This window comes from Streptomyces sp. NRRL F-5755 (genome assembly GCF_001279365.1).
Classification (GTDB): domain Bacteria; phylum Actinomycetota; class Actinomycetes; order Streptomycetales; family Streptomycetaceae; genus Streptomyces; species Streptomyces rimosus.
In genome coordinates this window covers 49315-69207 of record NZ_LGCW01000306.1, presented here as the reverse complement: position 1 = coordinate 69207, position 19893 = coordinate 49315, and the positions used below count along the sequence as shown (strand labels likewise).

20 protein-coding genes and 1 pseudogene are annotated in these 19893 nt (G+C 72.0%); 12 read left to right on the top strand and 9 right to left on the bottom strand.

Features of this window, described 5'->3' with window-relative positions:
- Positions 1–909: 909 nt before the first annotated feature.
- From ADK86_RS35230 to ADK86_RS35220, 3 genes are read right to left on the bottom strand one after another with little or no spacing between them, the layout of a single operon-like run.
- Positions 910–1986 carry an ATP-binding protein gene (locus ADK86_RS35230; protein ID WP_053700266.1) on the bottom strand — a complete coding sequence of 359 codons (1077 nt, stop codon included), beginning with the start codon at positions 1984–1986 and terminating at the stop codon, positions 910–912.
- Positions 1979–3520, bottom strand: coding sequence for a circadian clock protein KaiC (kaiC, locus tag ADK86_RS35225; protein ID WP_053700265.1), 1542 nt, complete (start codon positions 3518–3520; stop codon positions 1979–1981). The genes ADK86_RS35230 and kaiC overlap by 8 nt, the downstream gene beginning before the upstream one ends.
- Positions 3521–3522: 2 nt before the next feature.
- A complete protein-coding gene (locus ADK86_RS35220; RefSeq protein ID WP_053700264.1) occupies positions 3523–3816 on the bottom strand; it encodes a circadian clock KaiB family protein in 294 nt (97 codons plus the stop codon).
- 198 nt (positions 3817–4014) lie between these two features.
- On the opposite strand from ADK86_RS35220, the gene ADK86_RS35215 reads away from it, so the two are divergent.
- From ADK86_RS35215 to ADK86_RS45830, 5 genes and pseudogenes are all read left to right on the top strand, one after another.
- The gene (locus ADK86_RS35215; RefSeq protein ID WP_053700263.1) at positions 4015–4710 is read left to right on the top strand and encodes a response regulator transcription factor; all 696 of its coding nucleotides are present in this window, start codon (positions 4015–4017) and stop codon (positions 4708–4710) included.
- Between the two features lie 132 nt (positions 4711–4842).
- Positions 4843–5544, top strand: a complete 702-nt coding sequence (locus ADK86_RS35210; RefSeq protein ID WP_053700262.1) for a GAF and ANTAR domain-containing protein — start codon at positions 4843–4845, stop codon at positions 5542–5544.
- A 587-nt stretch (positions 5545–6131) separates the two neighbouring features.
- Positions 6132–6464: an STAS domain-containing protein gene (locus ADK86_RS35205; protein WP_324611438.1), complete on the top strand. Its 333-nt coding sequence runs from the start codon at positions 6132–6134 to the stop codon at positions 6462–6464.
- 94 nt (positions 6465–6558) lie between these two features.
- Entirely contained in the window at positions 6559–6969 is a 411-nt protein-coding gene (locus ADK86_RS35200; RefSeq protein WP_078952471.1) for an STAS domain-containing protein, read from the top strand.
- Between the two features lie 569 nt (positions 6970–7538).
- A pseudogene (locus ADK86_RS45830) lies at positions 7539–8249 on the top strand (AfsR/SARP family transcriptional regulator); the annotation flags it as partial.
- A 114-nt stretch (positions 8250–8363) separates the two neighbouring features.
- Here ADK86_RS45830 and ADK86_RS41765 read toward each other — a convergent pair.
- Together ADK86_RS41765 and ADK86_RS35190 are read right to left on the bottom strand one after the other, a co-directional pair.
- Positions 8364–9029, bottom strand: coding sequence for a response regulator (locus tag ADK86_RS41765; RefSeq protein ID WP_078952470.1), 666 nt, complete (start codon positions 9027–9029; stop codon positions 8364–8366).
- Complete coding sequence (locus tag ADK86_RS35190; protein ID WP_078952469.1) at positions 9026–10075, bottom strand: sensor histidine kinase; 1050 nt, start codon at positions 10073–10075, stop codon at positions 9026–9028. Before ADK86_RS35190 ends, ADK86_RS41765 begins: the two co-directional genes overlap by 4 nt.
- Positions 10076–10331: 256 nt before the next feature.
- Between ADK86_RS35190 and ADK86_RS35185 the strand changes: the two genes are divergently transcribed.
- Together ADK86_RS35185 and ADK86_RS35180 are read left to right on the top strand one after the other, a co-directional pair.
- A complete protein-coding gene (locus tag ADK86_RS35185) occupies positions 10332–10916 on the top strand; it encodes a hypothetical protein (protein ID WP_063789160.1) in 585 nt (194 codons plus the stop codon).
- A gap of 29 nt (positions 10917–10945) precedes the next feature.
- Positions 10946–11578 (top strand): hypothetical protein, encoded by a 633-nt coding sequence (locus tag ADK86_RS35180; RefSeq protein ID WP_234346245.1) that lies wholly within the window; start codon positions 10946–10948, stop codon positions 11576–11578.
- A 235-nt stretch (positions 11579–11813) separates the two neighbouring features.
- Here ADK86_RS35180 and ADK86_RS35175 read toward each other — a convergent pair whose 3' ends face one another.
- The 3 genes from ADK86_RS35175 to ADK86_RS35165 all read right to left on the bottom strand — a co-directional run bounded on the left by ADK86_RS35175 (position 11814) and on the right by ADK86_RS35165 (position 14437).
- Positions 11814–12176: a hypothetical protein gene (locus tag ADK86_RS35175; protein WP_053700255.1), complete on the bottom strand. Its 363-nt coding sequence runs from the start codon at positions 12174–12176 to the stop codon at positions 11814–11816.
- 366 nt (positions 12177–12542) lie between these two features.
- Positions 12543–13418, bottom strand: a complete 876-nt coding sequence (locus ADK86_RS35170) for an ABC transporter permease (RefSeq protein ID WP_234346242.1) — start codon at positions 13416–13418, stop codon at positions 12543–12545.
- Positions 13415–14437, bottom strand: coding sequence for an ATP-binding cassette domain-containing protein (locus ADK86_RS35165; RefSeq protein WP_063789159.1), 1023 nt, complete (start codon positions 14435–14437; stop codon positions 13415–13417). The genes ADK86_RS35170 and ADK86_RS35165 overlap by 4 nt, the downstream gene beginning before the upstream one ends.
- A gap of 177 nt (positions 14438–14614) precedes the next feature.
- On the opposite strand from ADK86_RS35165, the gene ADK86_RS42780 reads away from it, so the two are divergent.
- From ADK86_RS42780 to ADK86_RS35150, 4 genes are all read left to right on the top strand, one after another.
- Positions 14615–14728, top strand: coding sequence for a lasso RiPP family leader peptide-containing protein (locus ADK86_RS42780; RefSeq protein WP_107088640.1), 114 nt, complete (start codon positions 14615–14617; stop codon positions 14726–14728).
- 215 nt (positions 14729–14943) lie between these two features.
- Entirely contained in the window at positions 14944–16578 is a 1635-nt protein-coding gene (locus ADK86_RS35160; protein WP_159394029.1) for an asparagine synthase C-terminal domain-containing protein, read from the top strand.
- Positions 16579–16621: 43 nt separating this feature from the next.
- Entirely contained in the window at positions 16622–16897 is a 276-nt protein-coding gene (locus ADK86_RS35155) for a PqqD family peptide modification chaperone (RefSeq protein WP_053700253.1), read from the top strand.
- Complete coding sequence (locus tag ADK86_RS35150; protein ID WP_053700252.1) at positions 16894–17403, top strand: lasso peptide biosynthesis protein; 510 nt, start codon at positions 16894–16896, stop codon at positions 17401–17403. Before ADK86_RS35155 ends, ADK86_RS35150 begins: the two co-directional genes overlap by 4 nt.
- Before the next feature lie 78 nt (positions 17404–17481).
- Here the strand turns inward: ADK86_RS35150 and ADK86_RS45825 are convergent, their stop codons facing one another.
- Entirely contained in the window at positions 17482–17910 is a 429-nt protein-coding gene (locus ADK86_RS45825; RefSeq protein ID WP_199834530.1) for a response regulator transcription factor, read from the bottom strand.
- A 234-nt stretch (positions 17911–18144) separates the two neighbouring features.
- Here ADK86_RS45825 and ADK86_RS35140 point away from each other — a divergent pair, with 234 nt between their 5' ends.
- Positions 18145–19749, top strand: coding sequence for an amidase family protein (locus ADK86_RS35140; protein WP_053700250.1), 1605 nt, complete (start codon positions 18145–18147; stop codon positions 19747–19749).
- Positions 19750–19893: the final 144 nt, after the last annotated feature.

Here is a 19893-nt window from a genome sequence, read left to right as displayed (position 1 = left end):
AAGGAAGGCGGGGCGGCGTGAGCGCCGTGCCAGCGAACGGGCCCGACGGTGCCCGGGCCGGCAATGCGGGCCGGCCGTGCGTCCAGGTGGGGCAGCAGGACCTGGGCCAGGCCGAGGAGGCGCCGGGCACTGGCGGCGGAGTCGGGGGCAGCCCGGCGCACGGCGCAGTGGCCGACGAGAGCCGAGGTGAGACTCGCCGCATCCCGGGCCGCAGCGAGGCGGTGGCGTGCGGCCGGAACCCGCAGGGCACCGGACGAAGATGCCCCTGCGCACCTCCTGACCGGCCTCGCGCAGCAGGTCGCACTCTGCCGGACGGCGGGCAATCCAGCGCGGTAGGCCGCCCGCCACACGGGCTCGCGGCGTCGGACAGAACGCCCATCGGGCTCGTGCGGGTACTCCTTCTGGGAGAGAGTAGAAGAGGAGTGGGGGCGTGGCCAGGGCGTCGTCGGGGGTGAGCCTGTCTTCGGCGGCGAGGAGGCCGGCGGCCCTGTGGACGGTGGGCGGGCAGCCCTGCGGTCTGTGCCTGGCGGGGCGAGCGAGAGCGGCGATCAGGCAAGGGCGTTCGTCGAGGGTGAGCAGGGCGAGGAGGCGAGCGTAAGCGGCTGCCTGATCTGTGTGCTCCGGGGCGAAGCGAGTGGGTGATGCGGCGGTGGAGCTCCATGGCGCCGATGAGGGGTGGTCGATGGCCAGGGCGGTCGAATGCCTGTGGAGGTGGCGCCGTGCTCGCGCAGGCGGGCCGGCGCTGCCACGGCTCCCGTCGGGTGGGCGGATGCCCACGGCCTCCGAACGAGCCACTGACTCGTTCCCGCACTCGCGATACGCGTCATACGTCAACGCCCGGCAGGACGTGATCGAGCCTTCCGCGCCGCGCGGGCACCGTACCGGTCACGAACGATCACCACACGGTCCTCACGCTTCTCCACCCTCCACCCCCGGCAGCCGCAGGCGGAAACACGCGCCGTCCGGTTGCGGTTCGTACCACGCGTCGCCTCCGTTGGTGCGGGCCAGGTTGCGGACGATCCACAGTCCCAGCCCGGCCCCGTCCGTGCCCGGCTCATGGGTAGGGCCGCGGCTGAACCGTTCGAACAGGAGTGGAACGAAGTCGGAGGCCACGCCCGGGCCGTGATCGCGCACCGTGATGTCCACCCAGCGCCCGCCGCTCTCCTCGGTCTTCTCCTCGGCCCGCACCTCGATCGGCGGGCGGCCGTAGGAGAAGGCGTTCTCCAGGTAGTTCGTGAGCATCTCCGAGAAGGCGATCCGATCGACGTACGCACACAGTCCGCGCCCGTTGAACAGGCGGACGGATTGCGCCCGTTCGCCGAGGTCGGCCAGCCGCTCGATCAGGAAGCCCAGGACGGGGACGCGCTCAGGGGTGCCGCCCGCCTCGTGGGCATCGATCCGGGAGGCGGTGAGGAGTTTGCGGACGAGCCCTTGGAGGTGGTCGACGCGCTCGGCGATCCGGGCGAGGATCTCGGCGCGCCGTTCCGTGTCGGCCGCCGCGCGGCGGTCACGCAGTACGTCGACCAGGAGGCCGATGGTGGCCAGCGGGTTGTGCAGTTGGTGGGCCGCGACGGCGACGACGACATTGCGCCGCTCCAGCGCTTCTTCCAGTTCGCGCTCCGCCTGTCGCCGCCGGGTGATGTCCCGCAGTGCGATGACGTGCAGCAGCTGGCCCTCGAACTCCATGGTGGTGACGCGCATGTCCACGACGCGGCTGCCGCCGGTGGGCAGCACCAGATCGATGGTGGCCTCACCGACGGCGAGCGGGGAGCCGAGGTCACTGCCGGTCAGCTCGTCGACCGGGCGGCCGAACAACTCGGTCGCGGCCGGGTTGCAGTAGCGGATGACCCCCTGCGCGTCGATCGCCATGATGCCGTCCGCCGACGCCGCCAGGACCGCCCGCACGATGTCCTCGTGGTCCGGCCCGCCCGGCTTCCGCTCCCCGGGCGGCGGGGAGTGGGAGCCCGGGTCGGCGGCGTCATTCATATGGTTCCGGTTGCGATGTGCCCTCGGCCGTCCCGGCCGGCCACGGCCTGGTGTTCAGCAGCGGACTGCCGTAACCGGCCAGGATGTTGGACACCCCCTTCAAGGGAGCGCCCACGTGCAGGCCGGTGTGGTCGATGGTGACCGCGCGGACGCGGTGGTCGTGGGCCGAGCCGCGGGTCTGGAGTACGGTGATGGCGCGCCCGACGTGGCCTGGCGACTCGACGTAGCGCAGCAGGATGGCGACGTCCGTCAGGCTGGCGATCTGTCCGGCGATCGACGGACCGCCCGGCCCCGCGTACGACTGGCCGGGCAGCGCCGTCAGGAGCGTGGTGACGCCTCGGGGGCGCAGCACCGCGCCCAGGGCGATGACGAAGTCGAGCAGCGCCCGCGGGGTGGCGATGCGCTCCAGCGCGGACAGTGTGTCGATGACCAGCCGCTGCGGCCGGAACTCCTCGACCGACCGGCGGATGCGGATGAAGTGGTCTTCCAGGGATGCGGTCTCCGGGTACTCGGACACCAGGGTCAGCAGACCTGTGGCATCCACCTGGGCCAGGTCCATGCCCCAGCCCGCGATGCTGCGCCGTAGTTGCTCTTCGGTCTCGTCGAAGGTGTAGAGCAGACAGCGTTCGCCCGCGTCGACGCCTGCGAGCATGAAGCTGAGCGCGGTCAGCGTCTTGCCGACGCCGGTGGGGCCGGAGAGCAGGATGACCGCGTCCCGGAAGAAGCCCCCGCCGCACATGCCGTCCAGGGCCGGGACCCCGGAGGAGACCCGGTCCTGCCGCACGGACCCCTTCTCGAGGGGAAGGAACGCGAGGGGGATGACGACGATGCCGTCCTGCGGATCGATGGTGAACAGCCACTCCCCGGTGCGGTGCGGCGCCCCCCGGAGCTTGACGATCTCCACCGTCCGGCGGCGGCGTTCCCGGTACAGTCCGTTCCGCAGGACGATGACGTTGTTCAGCACGAATTCCTCGACGTCGTAGCGCGAGATGCTGCCGTACTCGTCCGTCCGCTCCGCGGTCAGGACGCAGGTGACACCGAGGTCCTCCAACGTGGTGGCGATGCGGAACAGTTCGTGCCGGACGACCGCCTTGTCCGGGAACCGGGTGAAGATCGCGCCCAGGGAGTCCAGGGACACCCGGGTGGCCCCGGTCCTGCGCACCGCGTGGCTGATCCGTGCCACCAGCGCGCCGAAGTCGTACGTGCCGACCGTCGGCCCCTCCTCGGTGATGTCGGCGGACGCGTCCACGAACGCCCAGGTGCCCTCGGCTTCCCAGGCCGCGATGTCGAAGCCCAGCGAGGCAGCGTTCCGCCGGATGTCGGAGGGCGGCTCCTCAAAGGTGACGAACACCCCCGGATCGCCGAACCGCTGTCGGCCCAGGGCCAGGAACTCCACGGCGAACAGCGTCTTGCCGCTGCCCGCCGTACCCGTCACCAAGGTGCACCGGCCCTTGGGCAGGCCGCCCAACGCCACCCGGTCGAAGCCACTGATGCTGGTGGGTACTCGTGCGAGCGTGTCGTCACCGGCGGCCATGTTCACGCGCCTCCAAACTCATCCGGATTGGGCAGGCCCAGAGCGAGGGCGGCGCGGTGTTGGTCCGCCAGGTCTCCGATCACCCTCCGCTGGGGCGCGGGGCGCAATCGGACCACGGTGGGCGTGGCGAGGATGCGCCACCGCTCCGCCAGCTCGGGCCGCTCGACGGCATCGACAACGGACAGTTCGTAGTATCCCCGTAGCCGGGCCTCGCACAGCGACCGCAGATTCTCCAGCGCCTCGTGAGAACGCTGGGTCTGCCCCGCGACGTAGAGCACGAAGGAGTACGTGGTCACTTGAGGGCACACCTCCCCGCGCGATCCCCGTGCATCGCCCGCTCCTGCCCTTCACTGTCCTCCCCCCGGGAACCGGTTGCCAGGGCAGTGGCCGTGTTCGTCCCGACAGGAGCGCCGGACCGCTTGCCGGGCCTAGGCTCGGAGGTGTCCGTTCCCGGTGCGGCGGGGGGACCACCGCAGACACGGTAGGGGTCGACGATGACCAGGGTGCTCGTGGTCGAGGACCAGCGGACGCTGGCCGAGGCGCTGGAGCTGGCCATCGGCGCCCAGCCCGATCTGGAGTGCGTGGGAACCGTGGAGACGGTCGAGCGGGCGCTGCCCCTGGCACGGACGGGTACCGATGTCGTCCTGATGGACGTCCACCTGCCCGGCACCGACGGCATCTCGGGGACCTCGCTGCTCAAGACGGCCGTCCCGGCCCTGCGCGTGCTGATTCTGACCGGGGACCCGCGCCCCCGGCTGCTCGCCGCCGCGGCGGCGGCCGGCGCCGCGGGGTTCCTGACGAAGGACAGCGCCCTCCCGGACATCCTTGCCGCGATCCGAGCCCCGGCCACCGGGCCGTTGCTGGTCGCGGGCGGCACGCTGGCGGCGCTGGCCGGGGTGCCCGGGGACGAACCGCTCCCGCCGGGCGCCGGGCGCCCGGCGCGTCCGGCCTCCCGGCCGCAGGGCCGGGGCCGCTGCACCGCGCGGGAACTGGAAGTGCTGCAGCTGCTGGGGGAGGGGCTGGGCCCCAAGGCCATCGCCGAACGCCTGGTCATCAGTCCGCACACGGCTCGCGGCCACGTCAAGAGCGTCATGCACAAGCTGAACGCGCACAGCCAGCTCGAAACGGTCGTCACGGCGATACGGGAAGGGCTGCTGCCCCCCGCTCCGGGCGGCCGCCCGGACACCTGAGACCTGCGGACCCGAACTCGGCCCACCTGAGGGGTGTGAACGGCCCATCCACGGGTTCAACGCCCCACTCCACCGCTCCTACCGTAGGGAGCATTACACCGCGTGTAGTGCGAGGAAAGGGGCGTCCGGCCGATGGCCGACAAGGATGTGCTGTTCGCGGAGACATCACGGTTCGCCACCACGCTGGCCGCGCTGCCCCCGGTCGGCCGGGTGTTGCACGAACTGGCCCGGTGCGGCGCGAGCAGCCTGGGAATGCGCAGCGCGGGCGTGTCCCTGTTCGTCGACGACCGCCCACAGCTCGCCGGTGCCCTGGACGAGGCGTCCATCGCGCTCGGCGAAGCGCAGGAGCGCCTGACCAGCAGTCCGTGCGCCGAGGCGCTACGGACCGCGCGACCGGTGGCGGTAGTGGACCTGACTCGGGCGCCCGGGCGCTGGACCGCGTACGAGGAAGTGGCCCGCCGGTTCGGCGTGGTGGCCCTCGCCAGTGTCCCGCTGTGCGGTGACGGCCGGGTACTGGGGGCCGTCGACCTCTATGACACGGCCGCCCGTCCCTGGCCGTCCCACGATCTGTCGGCGGTCCGGTTGCTGAACGACATAGCCACCGCCTACCTGGCGCATTCCACCGCACTCGACGAATGGAAACGCTTGGCCGACCAGTTGCGGCAGGCGCTGGCCAGCCGGGTGGTCATCGAGCAGGCGAAGGGCGTGATCTCAGCGGTGCGGCAGGTCTCCGTCGACGAGGCGTTCGACCACTTGCGCCAGCACGCTCGCTACCGGCGGGCAAAGCTCCACGATACGGCGCAAGAGGTCGTGCGCACCCGCCACAGCCCCTGACCCACTCCGGCAGGCGCCCCCACCCGGACCGTCGCGATCCCCTCCCGTCCTGGCGGGGGCGCCTCTGCGATCTAACGGCTCAACCGCGCACGAGGCGCGCGGTACGCGGTCGTCTGCAACAACTCGTCCCCGCCGTCGATGCCGCGCCCTCTCGTGCCCTGACCGCGTCGGCCAGGTCAGGAGACGCCCGTTGGAGGCGGTGGGGCGAGCGGCGCCGGAGATGCCGTGCGCGCGAAAAGGGACGCAGGGCCGCGTGCGGTGGGCTCGGGGGGAACGCGGCGACCGCTTCGCAGGGGAAGCCGGGCTGTGCGACGGTGTCGCGGACGGGGTGCGGCACGCATCGGCGGTGCCGGCGCGCGAAACGGGTAGGTAGCCATCCGAACGGGTGGCCCAACGGCTGCACGAACGCTGTGTGTTCCGGGGCCAGGGCGTTGCCGCTACGGTGCTCGTGTGCTGCCCGCGGTGAGCTGCCGGCCGCAGACGCCGCGAGCTGACCGGCTGCTTCACGGTGGAGAGCGCATGTCCGAGCAGCAGCACCGCCGTTCGGCAGCCGCGCCACCCGGCCCGGCGGGCTTGACCGGCCGCTGGTGGCTGTGCGGCTACCCGCTCTGCGATGTCACCGTGATCCCCGCTCGGCACGCGGCCGCCTCACCGCGGCCATGGACGCTGCGGAGTCGGCCGTGCTGCTCGACCTGCGTCCGGCCACGTTCTTCGACTGCTCCGGACTACGGTTATTGCTGTTCGCGTACCTTCACATACGGCGCGGACGGCTGCGGGTGGTGGGCGACCACGTACCGACACTGCGCCTGCTGCACGTCACCGGTATCGCGCCAGTGCTGCGGCCAACCCCCACGATTGCCGGCGCCCTCACCGCCCTGGCCGCCGACGGGGCATCGGCCGGACGACGTTCGGGCCGTTGAGGCCACGAACTGGGCGGGTTCGTACCCGCCGGGCGCGGGCACGGATACGCACCAGAAGTGAAGATCAAGCAGCTCCCCGGACCCTGGAGCGATCATGCCTCGACTGCCGTCCCGCCCGGTGGCGCTACGGGTGCACTGGAAGATACGTCCGCTCGGCCTGCGCCTGACCGGCGCCATCGACACCGCCACCCACCCCGTGCTGGAGCAGTGCCTGCGGGAACTCGCGCAGCGGTTCCCCGGCCGGACCGTTCACCTCGACCTGACCCGCGTGACCCGGCTGGACCTGGCCGCGATGGCGCTGGTGATCGCCACCCGCGACCGGCTGCGACGCCGTGCAGGCGACCTGCGCCTGCACGTCGGCAGCGGTGCGGTGCCGGTCCCGGTCGAGCCGGTGTCTTCGGGGGCGGCCCGCGAGTCGCCGCCTGGGCCGGTGAGACAAGAGCGTGGTGTCAGGAGTGGGGCTGTAATGACCCTGCGGCATCGGCCTCCACGGACGTCTGCGTAGCCATCACCGACCAGGCGCTTTCGGTGTACGGCGCTCCGTCAGCGTGCTTGGCGGCCTCGACCCGGTTCTGACGGTTCGCGGGCGTGCGCCTAGCCGGGGCGAGAGGAGCGGTTACGGCCGGCGGGCCCGTAGGAGATCCGGTAGCCGCACTGCACGCACTCCTGACGGACCACCACGCCCGCCGCCCGGCCAGCTCCGGAGCCTTGGGCGCAGCCACCAGCCAAGCGGCTCCCACCTGACGAGACCCTGGGCGGCACCGCCGTCCAGGGCCTCTATCCTGGGCGGTCCAGCGGGGTCTGGGCTGTCCCACCCAGGAATCAGCCGCTTTCGCGACTTACGTGACTCTCCTCCAATGGCGCGCGACCTGTCAGCACTTTGGGCGAAGCCGTGAACGCGCAGCTCCAACGGGGCGTTGTCCACATTGCGAAGTCTTCCTTCCTCAGCAGACCGTGCCACTGCGTCCGTCGTTGGCCGGACCAGCACCTGAACTCGGACGATGATCTACCGTCTGTTCGAAAACGCCGTGCGGTCCACGCAGTACCGGTGAAAACAAGGAGTGGTCGGCAGCAGTGAAGCCGACCACCACGAGGGGGCGGCCATGTCGGCGTCAGCCAAGCGGAGTGGGCGCCGAGGCCCGACTCGGCGTGCTTCGGGCAGGTGGAGCCACGCCCAAGCAACGGGGGGTATTGGCGTTTTTGGCCTTGCACCGCCAGGGGGCGAGCCGGGAGGCGATCGCCGTGGCGCTGTGGCCCGAGGCGCCCTCCGCCCGCCCGTACAACACCTTCCACGCCACGCTGAGCCGGCTGCGCCGCGCCCTGCGCCAGGCCACCGAGGACACGGTCGGCTTCGACGGCATCGTCCTGCACCGCGACGGCCGCTACGTCTTGGACGCCCGCCGGGTGCACGTGGATTTGTGGGCGCTGCGCGACCAGCTGGACCGCACCGGCGGGACCGTGCCCGCCGACTGGACGGCCCTGGAGGAGGCGCTGACCTGCTATCGCGGCGACTTCGCGCAGGAGGTGACGGGGGTGTGGCCGGAGGGCCCGCGCGAGGAGCTGCGGCGCGAGGTGCTGGACGTCTACGGCCTGCTCGCCCGGGCAGCCCAGGCCCATGATCCCGCCCACGCCCTGGCCCTGTTGGAGCGGGTCCGGCTGCTCGACCCCTCTAACGAGGCCCTCTACCGGGACATCGTCCGCACCCAGGCCCGCCTCGGCCGCCCCGAGGCCATCTCCCGCACCCTGACACTGCTGACCACCAACCTCGCCGAGATCGGCGAAGAACCCTCATCCGAGAGGGATCGTGCTGCATCCCTGTGCTGTGACAAGAAACAGGCCCCCTGTGATTCTCACCTGTTCGCGGGAGTTCCCAGTGATACCTGCGGCAGGTCCAGCCGGTCACGCGGGAGGTGCGGGTGCCGGGCGGTCTCCGGGGGCTGCAAGACCCGTCTCCCATGCCCAGGCGGCGATGCCGACACGATTGCGTACCCGCAGTTTGCCCTGGACATTGGCGAGATGGGTCTTCACGGTGCCGGGGGTGATGACCATCTGTGTCGCGATCTCCGCGTTCGTCAGGCCTTGCGCGACCAGGCGGACGATCTCCCGTTCGCGGGGCGTCAGCGGGTCGGGTGCGGGGGCGGGCGCGGTGGGCGGGGTGAGGTGTTGCAGGAGGCGGACGGTGATCTGGGGGCTGATGAGCGTGTCGCCGGCCATGGCGGCCCGTACCGCTTCGATCAGCAGTGTGGGGCCGGAGCGTTTCAGCAGGAAGCCCGAGGCGCCGTGGCGCAGGGCGGCGTGTACGTAGTCGTCCAGGTCGAAGGTGGTCACGACCACGACCCGGGTGTCCGCGGCGAGCTGTCGGGTGACCTCCAGGCCGTCGAGGCGTGGCATGCGGATGTCGGCGAGGACGACGTCGGGGCGCAGCGTACGGGCGAGGTCGACGGCGTGGAGGCCGTCCGCGGCCTCTGCGACCACCGTCATGTCGGGCTGTGAGTCGAGGATCATCCGGAAGCCGCTGCGGACATCTTCCTGGTCGTCGGCGATCAGGACACGGGTCGTCGTCATGCGGGGTCTCCGGAGGCGGCAAGGGAGGCGGGACGCAAGGCGGGGCGCGGGGTGGGGAGGGTGACGGTGAGGCACCAGGTGCCGTCCTCCGCGGAGGTGCGCAGCGTCCCGCCCAGGGCGCGGACACGTTCGGTCAGGGCGCGCAGACCTGTTCCGCCGCTCTCGCGAGCGCGCGGGCGGCTGACGCCGGTGTCGTTGGTGACGGTCAACCGGACCGCGCCGTCCTCCGGCACGAGGGCCACCTCGACACCGGTCGCGTCAGGAGCGTGGCGGCGGACGTTCGTCAGGGCTTCCGTCACGACCCGGTGGACCGTGGCGGCGGCTTCGCGGGACAGCGCGCTCTCCACGCCGGGAGCGATGTCGATACGGGCCCGGGTGCGGCCGGTCTCGTCGAACCTGCCGACGAGTTCGGTGAGACCGGCCGCACCCGGGAGGGGCGCGCGATCGGCCTCGCGCCCCGGCTCCCGCAGCAGGTGGACCGTCCGGTCGATGGAGGCCAGCGCCGCCAGCCCGGCTCGCTCGATCCGCTCCAGTGCCCCGACCACCGCGTCCGGGTTCTGCCCGGCCACGAAGCGGGCGGCCTGGGCCTGCGCCACGATGCCGCTGATGTCATGGGCGACGAAGTCGTGCAGGTCGTGCGCGAGCGCGAGCTGCTGGCTGTGGCGGGCCTCGCGTACGGCCCGACGCCTGCGGTGCTCCATCAGCCGGGGGTACCCGCCCACCACGGCCGCTCCCAGCGTGGGCAGGAACCAGAAGGCGCCCATACCGACCCGCTCGTAGAGGGACGCGTCCGGTACGAACGGCTGGGGCCACAGGACGAGCGCCACTGCCGCCAGGCCGATGCCCGGTGCCGCCTCCCGGCGCGGTGCCCACCGGAACGCGGCCGCCTGCAGCGCGACCAGTGCGGTGGCCGCCGCGAAGAGCGGGCCGGACTCGTCCTGCCCGACGCCCGGGGCCCACGCGAAGGTGACGGCGATCATCACGGCCGCGACGAGTACGGCCACCCGCCCCGCCCAGGCCCGCACCACCACCAGACGATGTCTCATCCCCCGCTCCCTCTCCGGTTCTCCCGGCCTGCCCAGCCCGCCCGGTGGGCCGGGCAACGCCGGGAGCAGCTTATGCGCCGGGCCCCGGCCACTGCCTCTGCCGATCGGCACACGCACACCCTTGTCCGCGCCTGGAGATCTGCCGGTCGGCCGATGGCCGCGGCCCCGCCCTGCCGGGAAAGCTGATCACGCCAACGAGACCACGTGGCCGACGAGGCCGCGGGGTCGAGCAGACTCTGCGAACAGGAGCTTCAGCATGAGGTACGCAAGGACGACGGTGGTCGGTGGCGCGCTCGCCACGGTGATGACACTCGGGCTGCTCGCGGGAACCGCCACCGCCGGCGCACCCGCCGCGGAATCTGCGGAATCCAAGAAGGTGCAGGCCAGAGAATCCAGCCTCACCGGCTCCGCCACGATGGACCGGGGGAAGAACGGCGAACGCGTGTCCTTCTCCTTCGACGCCCACGGCTTCGCTCCCACCGACGTCGGCGGCACCTCACGCGGCACCTTCCACTTCAGCCACCACTCCGCGGACGGCAAGCGAGGCGCCGACTTCGAAGGACGCATCGACTGCCTTCTGACCGGAGGCCGTATAGCCACCGCCACCGGGGTCATCACGCGCTCCGATCACCCCGACCGCCGGGTCGTCGGCAAGCGAGTCGGCTTCACTGTCTACGACAACGGCAGGCACGACCAGGTCGGCTACAGCTGGGCGGTCGACTCCATACCGACGATGAACGTGCCCCGGTGCCTGAGCGCCGCACCCTACGAGACCGTCAAGAACGGCGACTTCACGGTGCGGCATGTTCTCCCGCCCACCCCCGTCGAGGAGGTCCGGTGACAGCGCCCGGAGCGGCCACGGTGGCACCCGTGACGACGGCAGGAACCACAGCAACGACAACCCGGGAGACGACCGCGGGAACGGCGCCCACCGGCACCGGCACCGGCACCGGCACCGGGTCCGCTCCGCCACCCCGCTGGGTGATCCGGCTCGCCCATCTCACCGCGCTCACTCCGCTGCCCAGCAGCCTGTGGCGGATCACCGCCGCACTGGGCATTCCCGTCGGGTTCACCGGCGACGGGCCGATGACCACGGTCACCTTCGGCAGCTGGTTCTCGCTCTACATGATCGCCCTGAGCCTGTTCGCCGACGGGCTCGGGCTGCTGGCCCTCGGCCTGGTCCGGCGCTGGGGCGAGATCTTCCCGCGCTGGATCCCGCTCATCGGAGGCCGGCGCGTACCGACGGCGGTGGCTGTGGTCCCCGCCGGACTGGGAGCGACCGCACTGACCGTCCTCGGCATGATGGGCACGCTCGGCTGGAACGCACCGGACACCATGGGCCACCCGGACTCCCCGGACGGCATCGCGTACTGGGCCATGACCGCCTGCTATCTGCCGCTGGTGGCCTGGGGGCCGCTGCTCGCGGTGGTCACGGGACACTACTGGCTGCGGCGTCATCGGGCACGCGGCAGCCAGTCACGGCACCTCCGCAGGCCGGGGTAGGGGATTGCCGTTCCTCGCGTCGCTGAAGGCGGTGTCGCTGAAGTCGGTATCGGCGAAGGCCCTTGCCGACGCCCCACCGACCATGAACTTTCCGGTGGGGCACCGCAATTACCCGTGGGCCCGCAAGCTTTCCCACGGGAGGTGCCACCTGGTGCAACTCCTTCCACACTCTTCGTGCGTTCGCTGCGGGACCCTCATGCGCAGCTGCTTCGGCATCCCTCAGCCGCATGACGGGTCACCGTCCGGCGTGGGTGGGCCGGTGCGGTAACGCACCATTGGGATGCCCGGGACCGGCGAGGTGGCCGGTGCAGGCGAAGGAAGCCCGTACCTCACAGTTGCGGTCGGGGAGGTGCTGCGGGGCGTCGGGGCCGGAGAGGTTGCCGAGGACGAAGCCGGTCTCCGCCGTGTGGCAGGAGCCCAGGCACGTCGAGAGCGGGAGAAGGGTGTGCGAGCTCGTAGACGCCAGGTTGACGCTGATCAGGTAGGTGTCCGCTCCATACGTGCCACGAGCCTCGGCTCCCCGCAGGGCCGGGATGCGGTAGGCGTGGTCGCTCGTGGCCGCGCACAGCAGGTCGCCGGGGTGCGCGGCGGCGTACACGGAGCCCCGGCCGAGTCGAGGCCGAGCCCGGCGAGGAAGCCGTGGAGGACCGCGGCGGTAATCTGGGGCCGAACCCCAGTGGGACGAGAAAGAGACGGAACTTGTCGCTGGTCGGGTCGGCGAGCAGACGCCCCCGCGCCCGTGAAGCATGAGTTCGCTGCCCTTCTCGACTCTCGACTCCCCGAAGGAAACTGCCCAGATGATTGTGGCCGCCGAACTGTGTGCGGGCTGTGGCGGTCACCGCCGTCACGATGCCGCCAGTTGCTCGGCCATGGACGCAGCAGCGTCATAGGCGGGGCTGCCTTCCAGCGCGCCGCGGCGCTGCGCAGTGGCCCGGCCGGCGCCGCGACCCGCCCCCGGCGCGCCTCACTCCAGACGGCCGAAGCGGCGGGCGGCCCACAGCAGGACGCAGGCGCCGAGCAGAGCCAGGACCACGATTTCGAGCGCGGCGGGAGGCTGCCAGCTGCCCCAGTGCACTCCGGTGGCGGCCGTGGAGCCGGGAACGTGGCGCGCGATGCCGCGGCGCAGTACGTCGACGGCGTAGGCCAGGGGATTGACGGCGGCCAACTGGGTGAGCCAGCCGGGCAGCGTGGTCAGGGGGAAGAAGGCCCCGGAGAGGAAGAGCAGCGGCATCAGGGCCAGGCTGAGCAGGATGTGGAAGGACTCGACCGTTCGGATGCCGATGGCCAGCGCTGCCGCCAGGACGGTGAGGACGAACGAGGTCAACGCCATCACGGCCAGCAGCCGGAGCAGCAGTACGGGCTGGTAGGGCAGTCCCACGATGCCTGCTGTGGCGAGCAGGACCGCGCCTTGGACGGTGGCCTCCGCGGTACCGCCGAGGCAGCTTCCGCACAGCAGGGTGGAGCGGCGTACGGGAGCCATCAGCGTCTCGCGCAGATAGCCGTTCTCCCGGTCGGTGATCAGGCGCATGCCGACGGTCACCGCGGGGGTCTGCACGGTCATCACCAGGACGCCGGGGAAGAGGTAGGCGCGGTAGTCGCCGCCGACGGCCGTCGTGGGCACCAGGGCGGCCAGGCCGCCGCCGAGGAGCAGCAGGAACAGCAGGGGCTGGACCAGCATGAGGACGGTCTGCGCGGGCTGCGCGAGCATGTGCGACAGGTTGCGCAGGACGAGGGCATGGACGGCGCGCAGTTCCCGGGTGAGGGTGCCGGGGGCTTCGGCGGCCCGGGGTGTCACGGGCGGCTGCCCCGGCGGCACCGGGTGCTGCGTGCGGTCTGTCACCGTCGGTCCCCGTGTCCGGGGCCGGGGGCCGGGGCGCCGTGGCCGAGTAGCGGTCCGGGGCGGGTGATGCGGCGGCCGGTGTGGTGGAAGAAGACGTCGTCCAAGGTGGGTTCCACGAGGGTGATGGCGTGTACGGGGATGCCGCGGGCGGCCAGGGCGGCGCACAGGCGGGGCACCTGCTGCGGGCCCGCCGCCACGGCCACGGTGAGGCCGTCCGGCCCGGCGGTGGGGCGCAGGGCGAGGTCGTGGCGCAGGGCGGTGGCCGCCGCGGTGTCGTCACCGGTGCGTACGCGGACCCGGTCGTCGCCGATGGCGGCTTTGAGCGCCGCCGGGGTGCCGTGGGCGACGACCCGGCCGCGGTCGAGGATGGCGATGCGGTCGCAGTGTTCGGCCTCGTCCAGGTAGTGGGTGGTGACGAACACGGTCGTGCGGTGCTCGGCGCGGAGCCGTGCCAGGTGGTCCCAGATCTGGGCGCGGGCGTGCGGGTCGAGGCCGACGGTGGGTTCGTCGAGGAAGAGCACGCCGGGCTCATGGAGCAGGGCGCGGGCGATTTCCAGACGGCGGCGCAGCCCGCCGGAGAGGGTGCGTACGCGGTCCCGGCGGCGCTCGGTCAGTCCGGTGAGCTCCAGGAGCGTGGCGCTGCGGGACCGGCAGCGGGCCCGGGAGAGACCGTACAGGCGCGCGTGGAGGTGGAGGTTGCGTTCGAGGCTGAGGTCGGGATCGACGGCGCTGTTCTGGAACAGCAGGCCGACTCCGCGCCGTACCTGCTGCGGCTGGGTACGGATGTCGGCCCCGGCCACCCTGGCCTGCCCCGAGCTGGGGCGGGCCAGGGCGCAGAGCATCGCGATGGTGGTGGTCTTGCCGGCGCCGTTGGGGCCGAGGAACGCGAACGTCTCCCCGGGGCGTACGTGGAGATCGACTCCACGGACCGCCTCCGTGCCGGGGTAGCGCTTGGTCAGGCCGTGGGCGCAGATCGCGTACCGGTCGGCGTGGCCGGCGCCGTGCGCGGCCTCGGTCACCGTTCGGCTCCGGGCGTCCGGCGGCCGGCCGCGCGGCCCCGCTTCCGGGTCCGTCCGTCCGGTTCCTTTTGACGTGGCACGCTGCACCCTTCAGGCTGGAAACAGAGGGAAAAAACCCTATATGCGCCGTAACGTCTTTGCGGTGTCGACTCGACCGTAGAAGGAAGGTGACAACAAATGCGTCTGCGTTACACGCCTCCGAAGGTCGTCCGCATCGGACGGGTCGAGAAGCTGACCGGTCAGCTGCGCCGTGGCACTCCTGACCTGCTCGGCCACGGAAACATCTGGTAGCCATCCCAGTCGGTACGGGGCGGAGCCCGGCAGGCTCCGCCCCGTACCGCAGGACGACACCGGGGAGAACGATGGCCGGTCGGTACGTCACGGAGTTCCCCGGCTGTTCCGGGCGGGTCGCAGCCGGAACAGTCACCGTCGATTACGAACATGTGCCATTCGAGCGGGTACACGTGCATTCAGGTCACGTCGACGCGCGCTCCGGTCACGTATCCGTGCCGTTCGAAGCCCGGCATGGCCAACAGCCCCGCGGCAGCCACCTTCAGCAGTGGGTTCAGGCCGGTACGGACGGACCCGTACCCGGCATCCCCCAACCGGTTCCGCACGCCTACCTCGCACTCGCCGGCCCGGCCCCGCGAGAACTGCCGCCGGAGCGGATGGAGCGTCTGATCCGGGAGGTGGACCGGGACGCGTACGCCGCGCTCCGGCACCTTCCGCCGGATGTCGCCGGCGCGGTCGTCACGCCCCGGCGCGTCGTCCTCTTCCGCGGAGTATGCAGCGCCGACCAGCTCTTTTACCGTGTGTCGGACGGCTGGACCCGGTGGTCGAGCGACCCGCGCGACCTGCTCGACGGGCCGCCGCGCTTCGCACACGAAACGCTCTGGCGCGCCTGCCGCGGTGAGGACGTCTTCGTCTTCCCCGGCCTGGACCGGCTGCTTCCCGGCCAGTTCGCCGTCGCGGACGGCCGGTCGGCGCACACCGGGACGTACGACCGGATCACCCCGCTGCCGATGCCCCGCCGCACCTCGCTGCGCGCCTACGCCGACCTCGCCTACCACCTGCTCCTGGAGGAGACCCGGCGGTACGCGTCCGCCGGCCGCATCGGCGTCCTGCTCTCGGGCGGCGTCGATTCCGCCGCCGTGCTCGCCGCGCTCACCGACCACGGGGCCGACGTCATCGCGTACCACATGTACACGGCAGACCCCCTCGCCGACGAGTCGCCGCGGGCGCGCCAGGTGTGCAAAGAGCTCTCCGTCCCGTTGGTGACCGTGGACCCGCCCGGCGAGGACGAGTCCTACTTCCCCGACGGCCACGACTTCCCGCTGCCCTTCAACCACGTCTGGTTCCGCCGCCTAGACCTGACGGCCCGCCGGATCGCCGCGGACGGGGTGCGCACGGTGCTCTCCGGGCTGGACGGGGACATCGTCTTCGGACCACTGCGGTTCGGCCTGTACGACGTCGTCGTTGCCGACGTGCCGTGGCGCGAACGCTGGGCCATGGCCAACGGCCTGCTCAGTTCCCGCTGGGAGCTGAGCCGCATCGCCCGCAGCGTCCGTCGCGGCTACTCGCTCTACGAGGACCCCGAAGCGACCGCCGAGACCGAGCGCGCGGGCGACTTCCTCGTTCCCGTGCCCGGCGCCGGCCCGGAACGGTACGAGCCGGACTCGGCCGCGCAGGAACACACCCTGAACCTCACCGTCTGGCGGCCGTACGGCATCCACTGCGCCAAGCCCTGGGGCGGCCGTCAGCTGCGCCGGCTGGCGGCCCGGCTGCCGAACGCCTACCGGGTCATCCCGTACGGCGGGCGCACCATCGACAAGCCCGTGCTGCGCCTCGCCGCCGCCCGCCGACGGGTGCCCTCCTGCGTGTGGCGGCACTACGGGAGGGACTGGCTGGGCTCGCCGGACGAAACGTGGTGCCTGCGCCATCCGGATGCCGTCGCCGACCTCCTGGGCGGCCCCGACGCCCGGCTGACCACCCTCGGCGTCGTCGACCCGCAGCGGCTGGCCGCCGTTCTCGCCGACCCGCGTGCGCTGCGCCGCAATGCCGAAAACCTGCTGTGCACGGCCATGGTCGAACTGTTTCTGCGTGACCTCTCGCACAAGACCGCCCCGATACCCGGCACATGAACACCGGATGGCAGCCCCCGGCCCCGCGACCAGGAGACCCCCAATGACGCTGATCCGCCTCGCCGAACAGACCGTCTTCGATCCCGCCGACGGTACGGGTGTCCTCCTCGACACCGCCGAAGGCGTCTACTTCGAGCTGAACCCCACCGCGACGCTCATCCTGGAAGCGTCCCTGCGCTGCGAGACGTACGACGAAGCCGTCCGCGACCTCGCGGAACGCATCGACGCCACGGACGGCGAACTGCGCGAAGGCATCATGTCGCTCGCCGCCCAGCTCACTGAGAGCCGCCTCGCCGAGCCGGGCGGCGTATCGCCATGACGGCCCGGGCGACCGCGGACTGGGCCTTCCTGCTGTGGGGGGACGAGGCGGCCGGGCCCGTGCCCCGTACGCCTCCATCGGCACGGCTGGCCGCCGCCGTGCGCACCGCGCGGGCGCTGCGGGCCTTGGACCGGCGCGGCTGGGGCGTCGCGCAGACCCTGCTGCGCGGTCTGCGGCCGGCTGCCGCCGCCCACCGCGGCCTGCCGGAGGCGACGGCCATCCGCCTCGCCCGCCGGGAATTGCCGCGCTGCCAGCTCGTCGTACGCCTGGCCGCACCCGAGGCACTGTGCCTGGCCAGGTCATTCGCGCTGGCCGTTCACCTGTCGGTGCTCGGACTGCCGGCCGAGACCGTCATCGCCCGGCAGCGATCGTCGATCGGCGCCCGGTTCGCCTTTCACTCCTGGACCGAGCTGTACGGCGAGGTCCTCAACGACGTCCCGGTCGTCCAGAGCGGCCATACAGTGCTGCAACGGGTCGGCTGCACCGCCCTCCGCCGACCGGACTGATCGGCTGTCCACGTTGTGAGCACCCGGCAGGAGGCGACAGGGGTGGCCTCGACTCGCGTGGTCATAGTTCATTCGAACTCAGCACTGCGCAGGAAGGTGAGTACGGCAGTGGAGTCTTCGGGCAATGGCCGAGTTCGACAGCCCCTCGGCCATCAGGGCCAGCACGCCGCGCTCGCCATCGCTCAGGGCTTCCAGCGGATCGACGGTTCTCCGGCGGCGCAGCATCCGGTGGACGACATCGGGGTCGGTGGCGACCTCTCCGCCGCCGGCCCGGTCCAGGTCGCGGCCCGCGGTGTCGCCGGGTCCGGTGGCGCAGCCGCCCCAGTCGGGACGCTGACGGTAGTAGCGGTCGAGCGCGGAGTCGGAGTCGGTGCCGGTTCCGGCTTGCGCGGCGGAGGGGTGGGCGGCGGACGCGTACGCCGACGGTACGGCAGTGAGCAGCGCGGCCGAGGCGATGGTCAACGACGTTGCGCGGCAGGGGAATTGACGTTGTCTCGCGATGGTCATGTCCGCTCTCCTCAGTGAGAGTTCCGGTGGGTGACGCTCAACGCCCGACGCTAGGAGCCCCGGCAGCCTCTGCTCGCTACGGGTTTCCCCCCGATTCCGTGGGGGCTGGCTGCACCAGGACCGGGCCGTACGGCCAAGACCGGCGCGAGCGCGCGGGCGCAGGGGCGGGAGTGACACGTGTGGACATGCCTCGGCCCTTGCGCCAGGTGTGCGGCGTGTAGTCGGCTACCCCTCATGGTGAAAAGGAGAATGGCCGCACTGATTGCCGTCCTGGTCGCGAGTTCTCTGGCCACGGGCATACCGGAGCTGCGCGCGGAGGCCGCCGAACCGGGCGGCGGCGCCGCGCCGTCCGTCGGCCTGTCGTCCGCCGCGCTCGGGGTCGATCTCGACACCGTGACGATCCCGGAGCTGCAGGACCGCATGGCTGACGGTTCCCTGACGTCCTCGGCGCTGACCCGCGCCTATCTGCACCGCATCAAGACCGTCGACCCGAAGATCAACTCGGTGCTGCGGACCGATCCGACGGCCCTGCGCCAGGCCGCCGCCAGCGACGCCCGGCACCGGCGCGGCGACACGCTGGGGCCACTGGACGGCATTCCCGTCCTGGTCAAGGACAACGTGAACACCCGCGGCCTGCTCTCGACGGCCGGCTCGCTCGCGCTCGCCGGCAGCCCGCCCGCCAAGGACGCCACGCTGGTGACCCGGCTGCGCGAAGCCGGCGCGGTGATCCTCGGCAAGACCAATCTCTCGGAGTGGGCCAACTTCCGTTCCACGAAGCCGACATCGGGGTGGTCGGCGGTGGGCGGGCAGACCCGCAACCCGTACGTACTGGACCGGAACCCGTGCGGGTCCTCCTCCGGTTCGGCCGCGGCCCTCGCCGCGTCGCTGTCGCAGGTGGCGATCGGCACCGAGACGGACGGCTCGATCGTGTGCCCGGCCGGGATGAACGGGGTGGCCGGCCTCAAGCCCAGCCTCGGGGTGGTCAGCGGGGACGGCGTGGCGCCGATCTCCGCCGAGCAGGACACCGCGGGGCCGATGGCCCGCAATGTGACCGATGTGGCGCTCACCCTCGCGGCGCTCGGCGGTGACGGCACGCGCCACGCGACTGCCCCGGCGGGCGTGGACGAGGCCGCGCGGGCCGGTGGCCTGCGCGGCAAGCGGATCGGGCTGTGGCGGCTGCCGGAGCTGGGACCCGCGGTGGATGCGGTGATGACCCGTACGGCGGCGAAGCTGCGGGCGGCGGGGGCCCAGGTCGTCGAGGTGACGCCGCCGTACCAGAAGCGCCTCGCCGAGCTGGAGTTCCCGGCTCTGCTGAGCGAGTTCCACCGGGACATCGACGCCTACCTCGCCACCCGGAAGGGGCCCCGCGACCTCGCCGGGCTCATCGAGTTCACCCGGAGCCAACCGGCCGAGCAGACCTGCTTCCCCGGACAGGAGCTGTTCGAGCAAGCGCTCGCCGCGCCGCCCACCACCGATCCCAAGTACCGGGCGATGCGCGCCGAGCTGAAGGACCTCTCCCGGCGGTCCATCGACGAGACCCTGGCCGCCCACCGGCTGGACGCCATCGCCGCGCCGACGAACCCGCCCGCCTGGACGACCGACTGCGCACGGGGCGACAACGACGTGATCCCGTCCTCCACGCCCGCGGCCGTGGCCGGCTACCCGTCGCTGTCGGTACCGGCCGGTTCCGTGGGCGAGCTGCCCGTCGGCGTGCTCCTGACGGCCGGGAACCGTCAGGACGCCGAACTGCTGTCCCTGGGGGCCGCGGTGGAACACCGGCTGGATGCCTGGAAGGCGCCGCGTTATCTGCCGACGGTCGGGGGTGGTGGGGGACGGTGAATCGGGGGGTGGTGACTGTGGGGTGAAGTCCGTTAGGGGCCGCGCCGCTGCCCAGGGCCTGTCCGACGGGGCAGTCGTGTGGCTGCAACTGTGGCGGCCGTTGGCGTCGGTGGAGAGTTGGGGCCGGTCTTGCGTGGCAAAGCG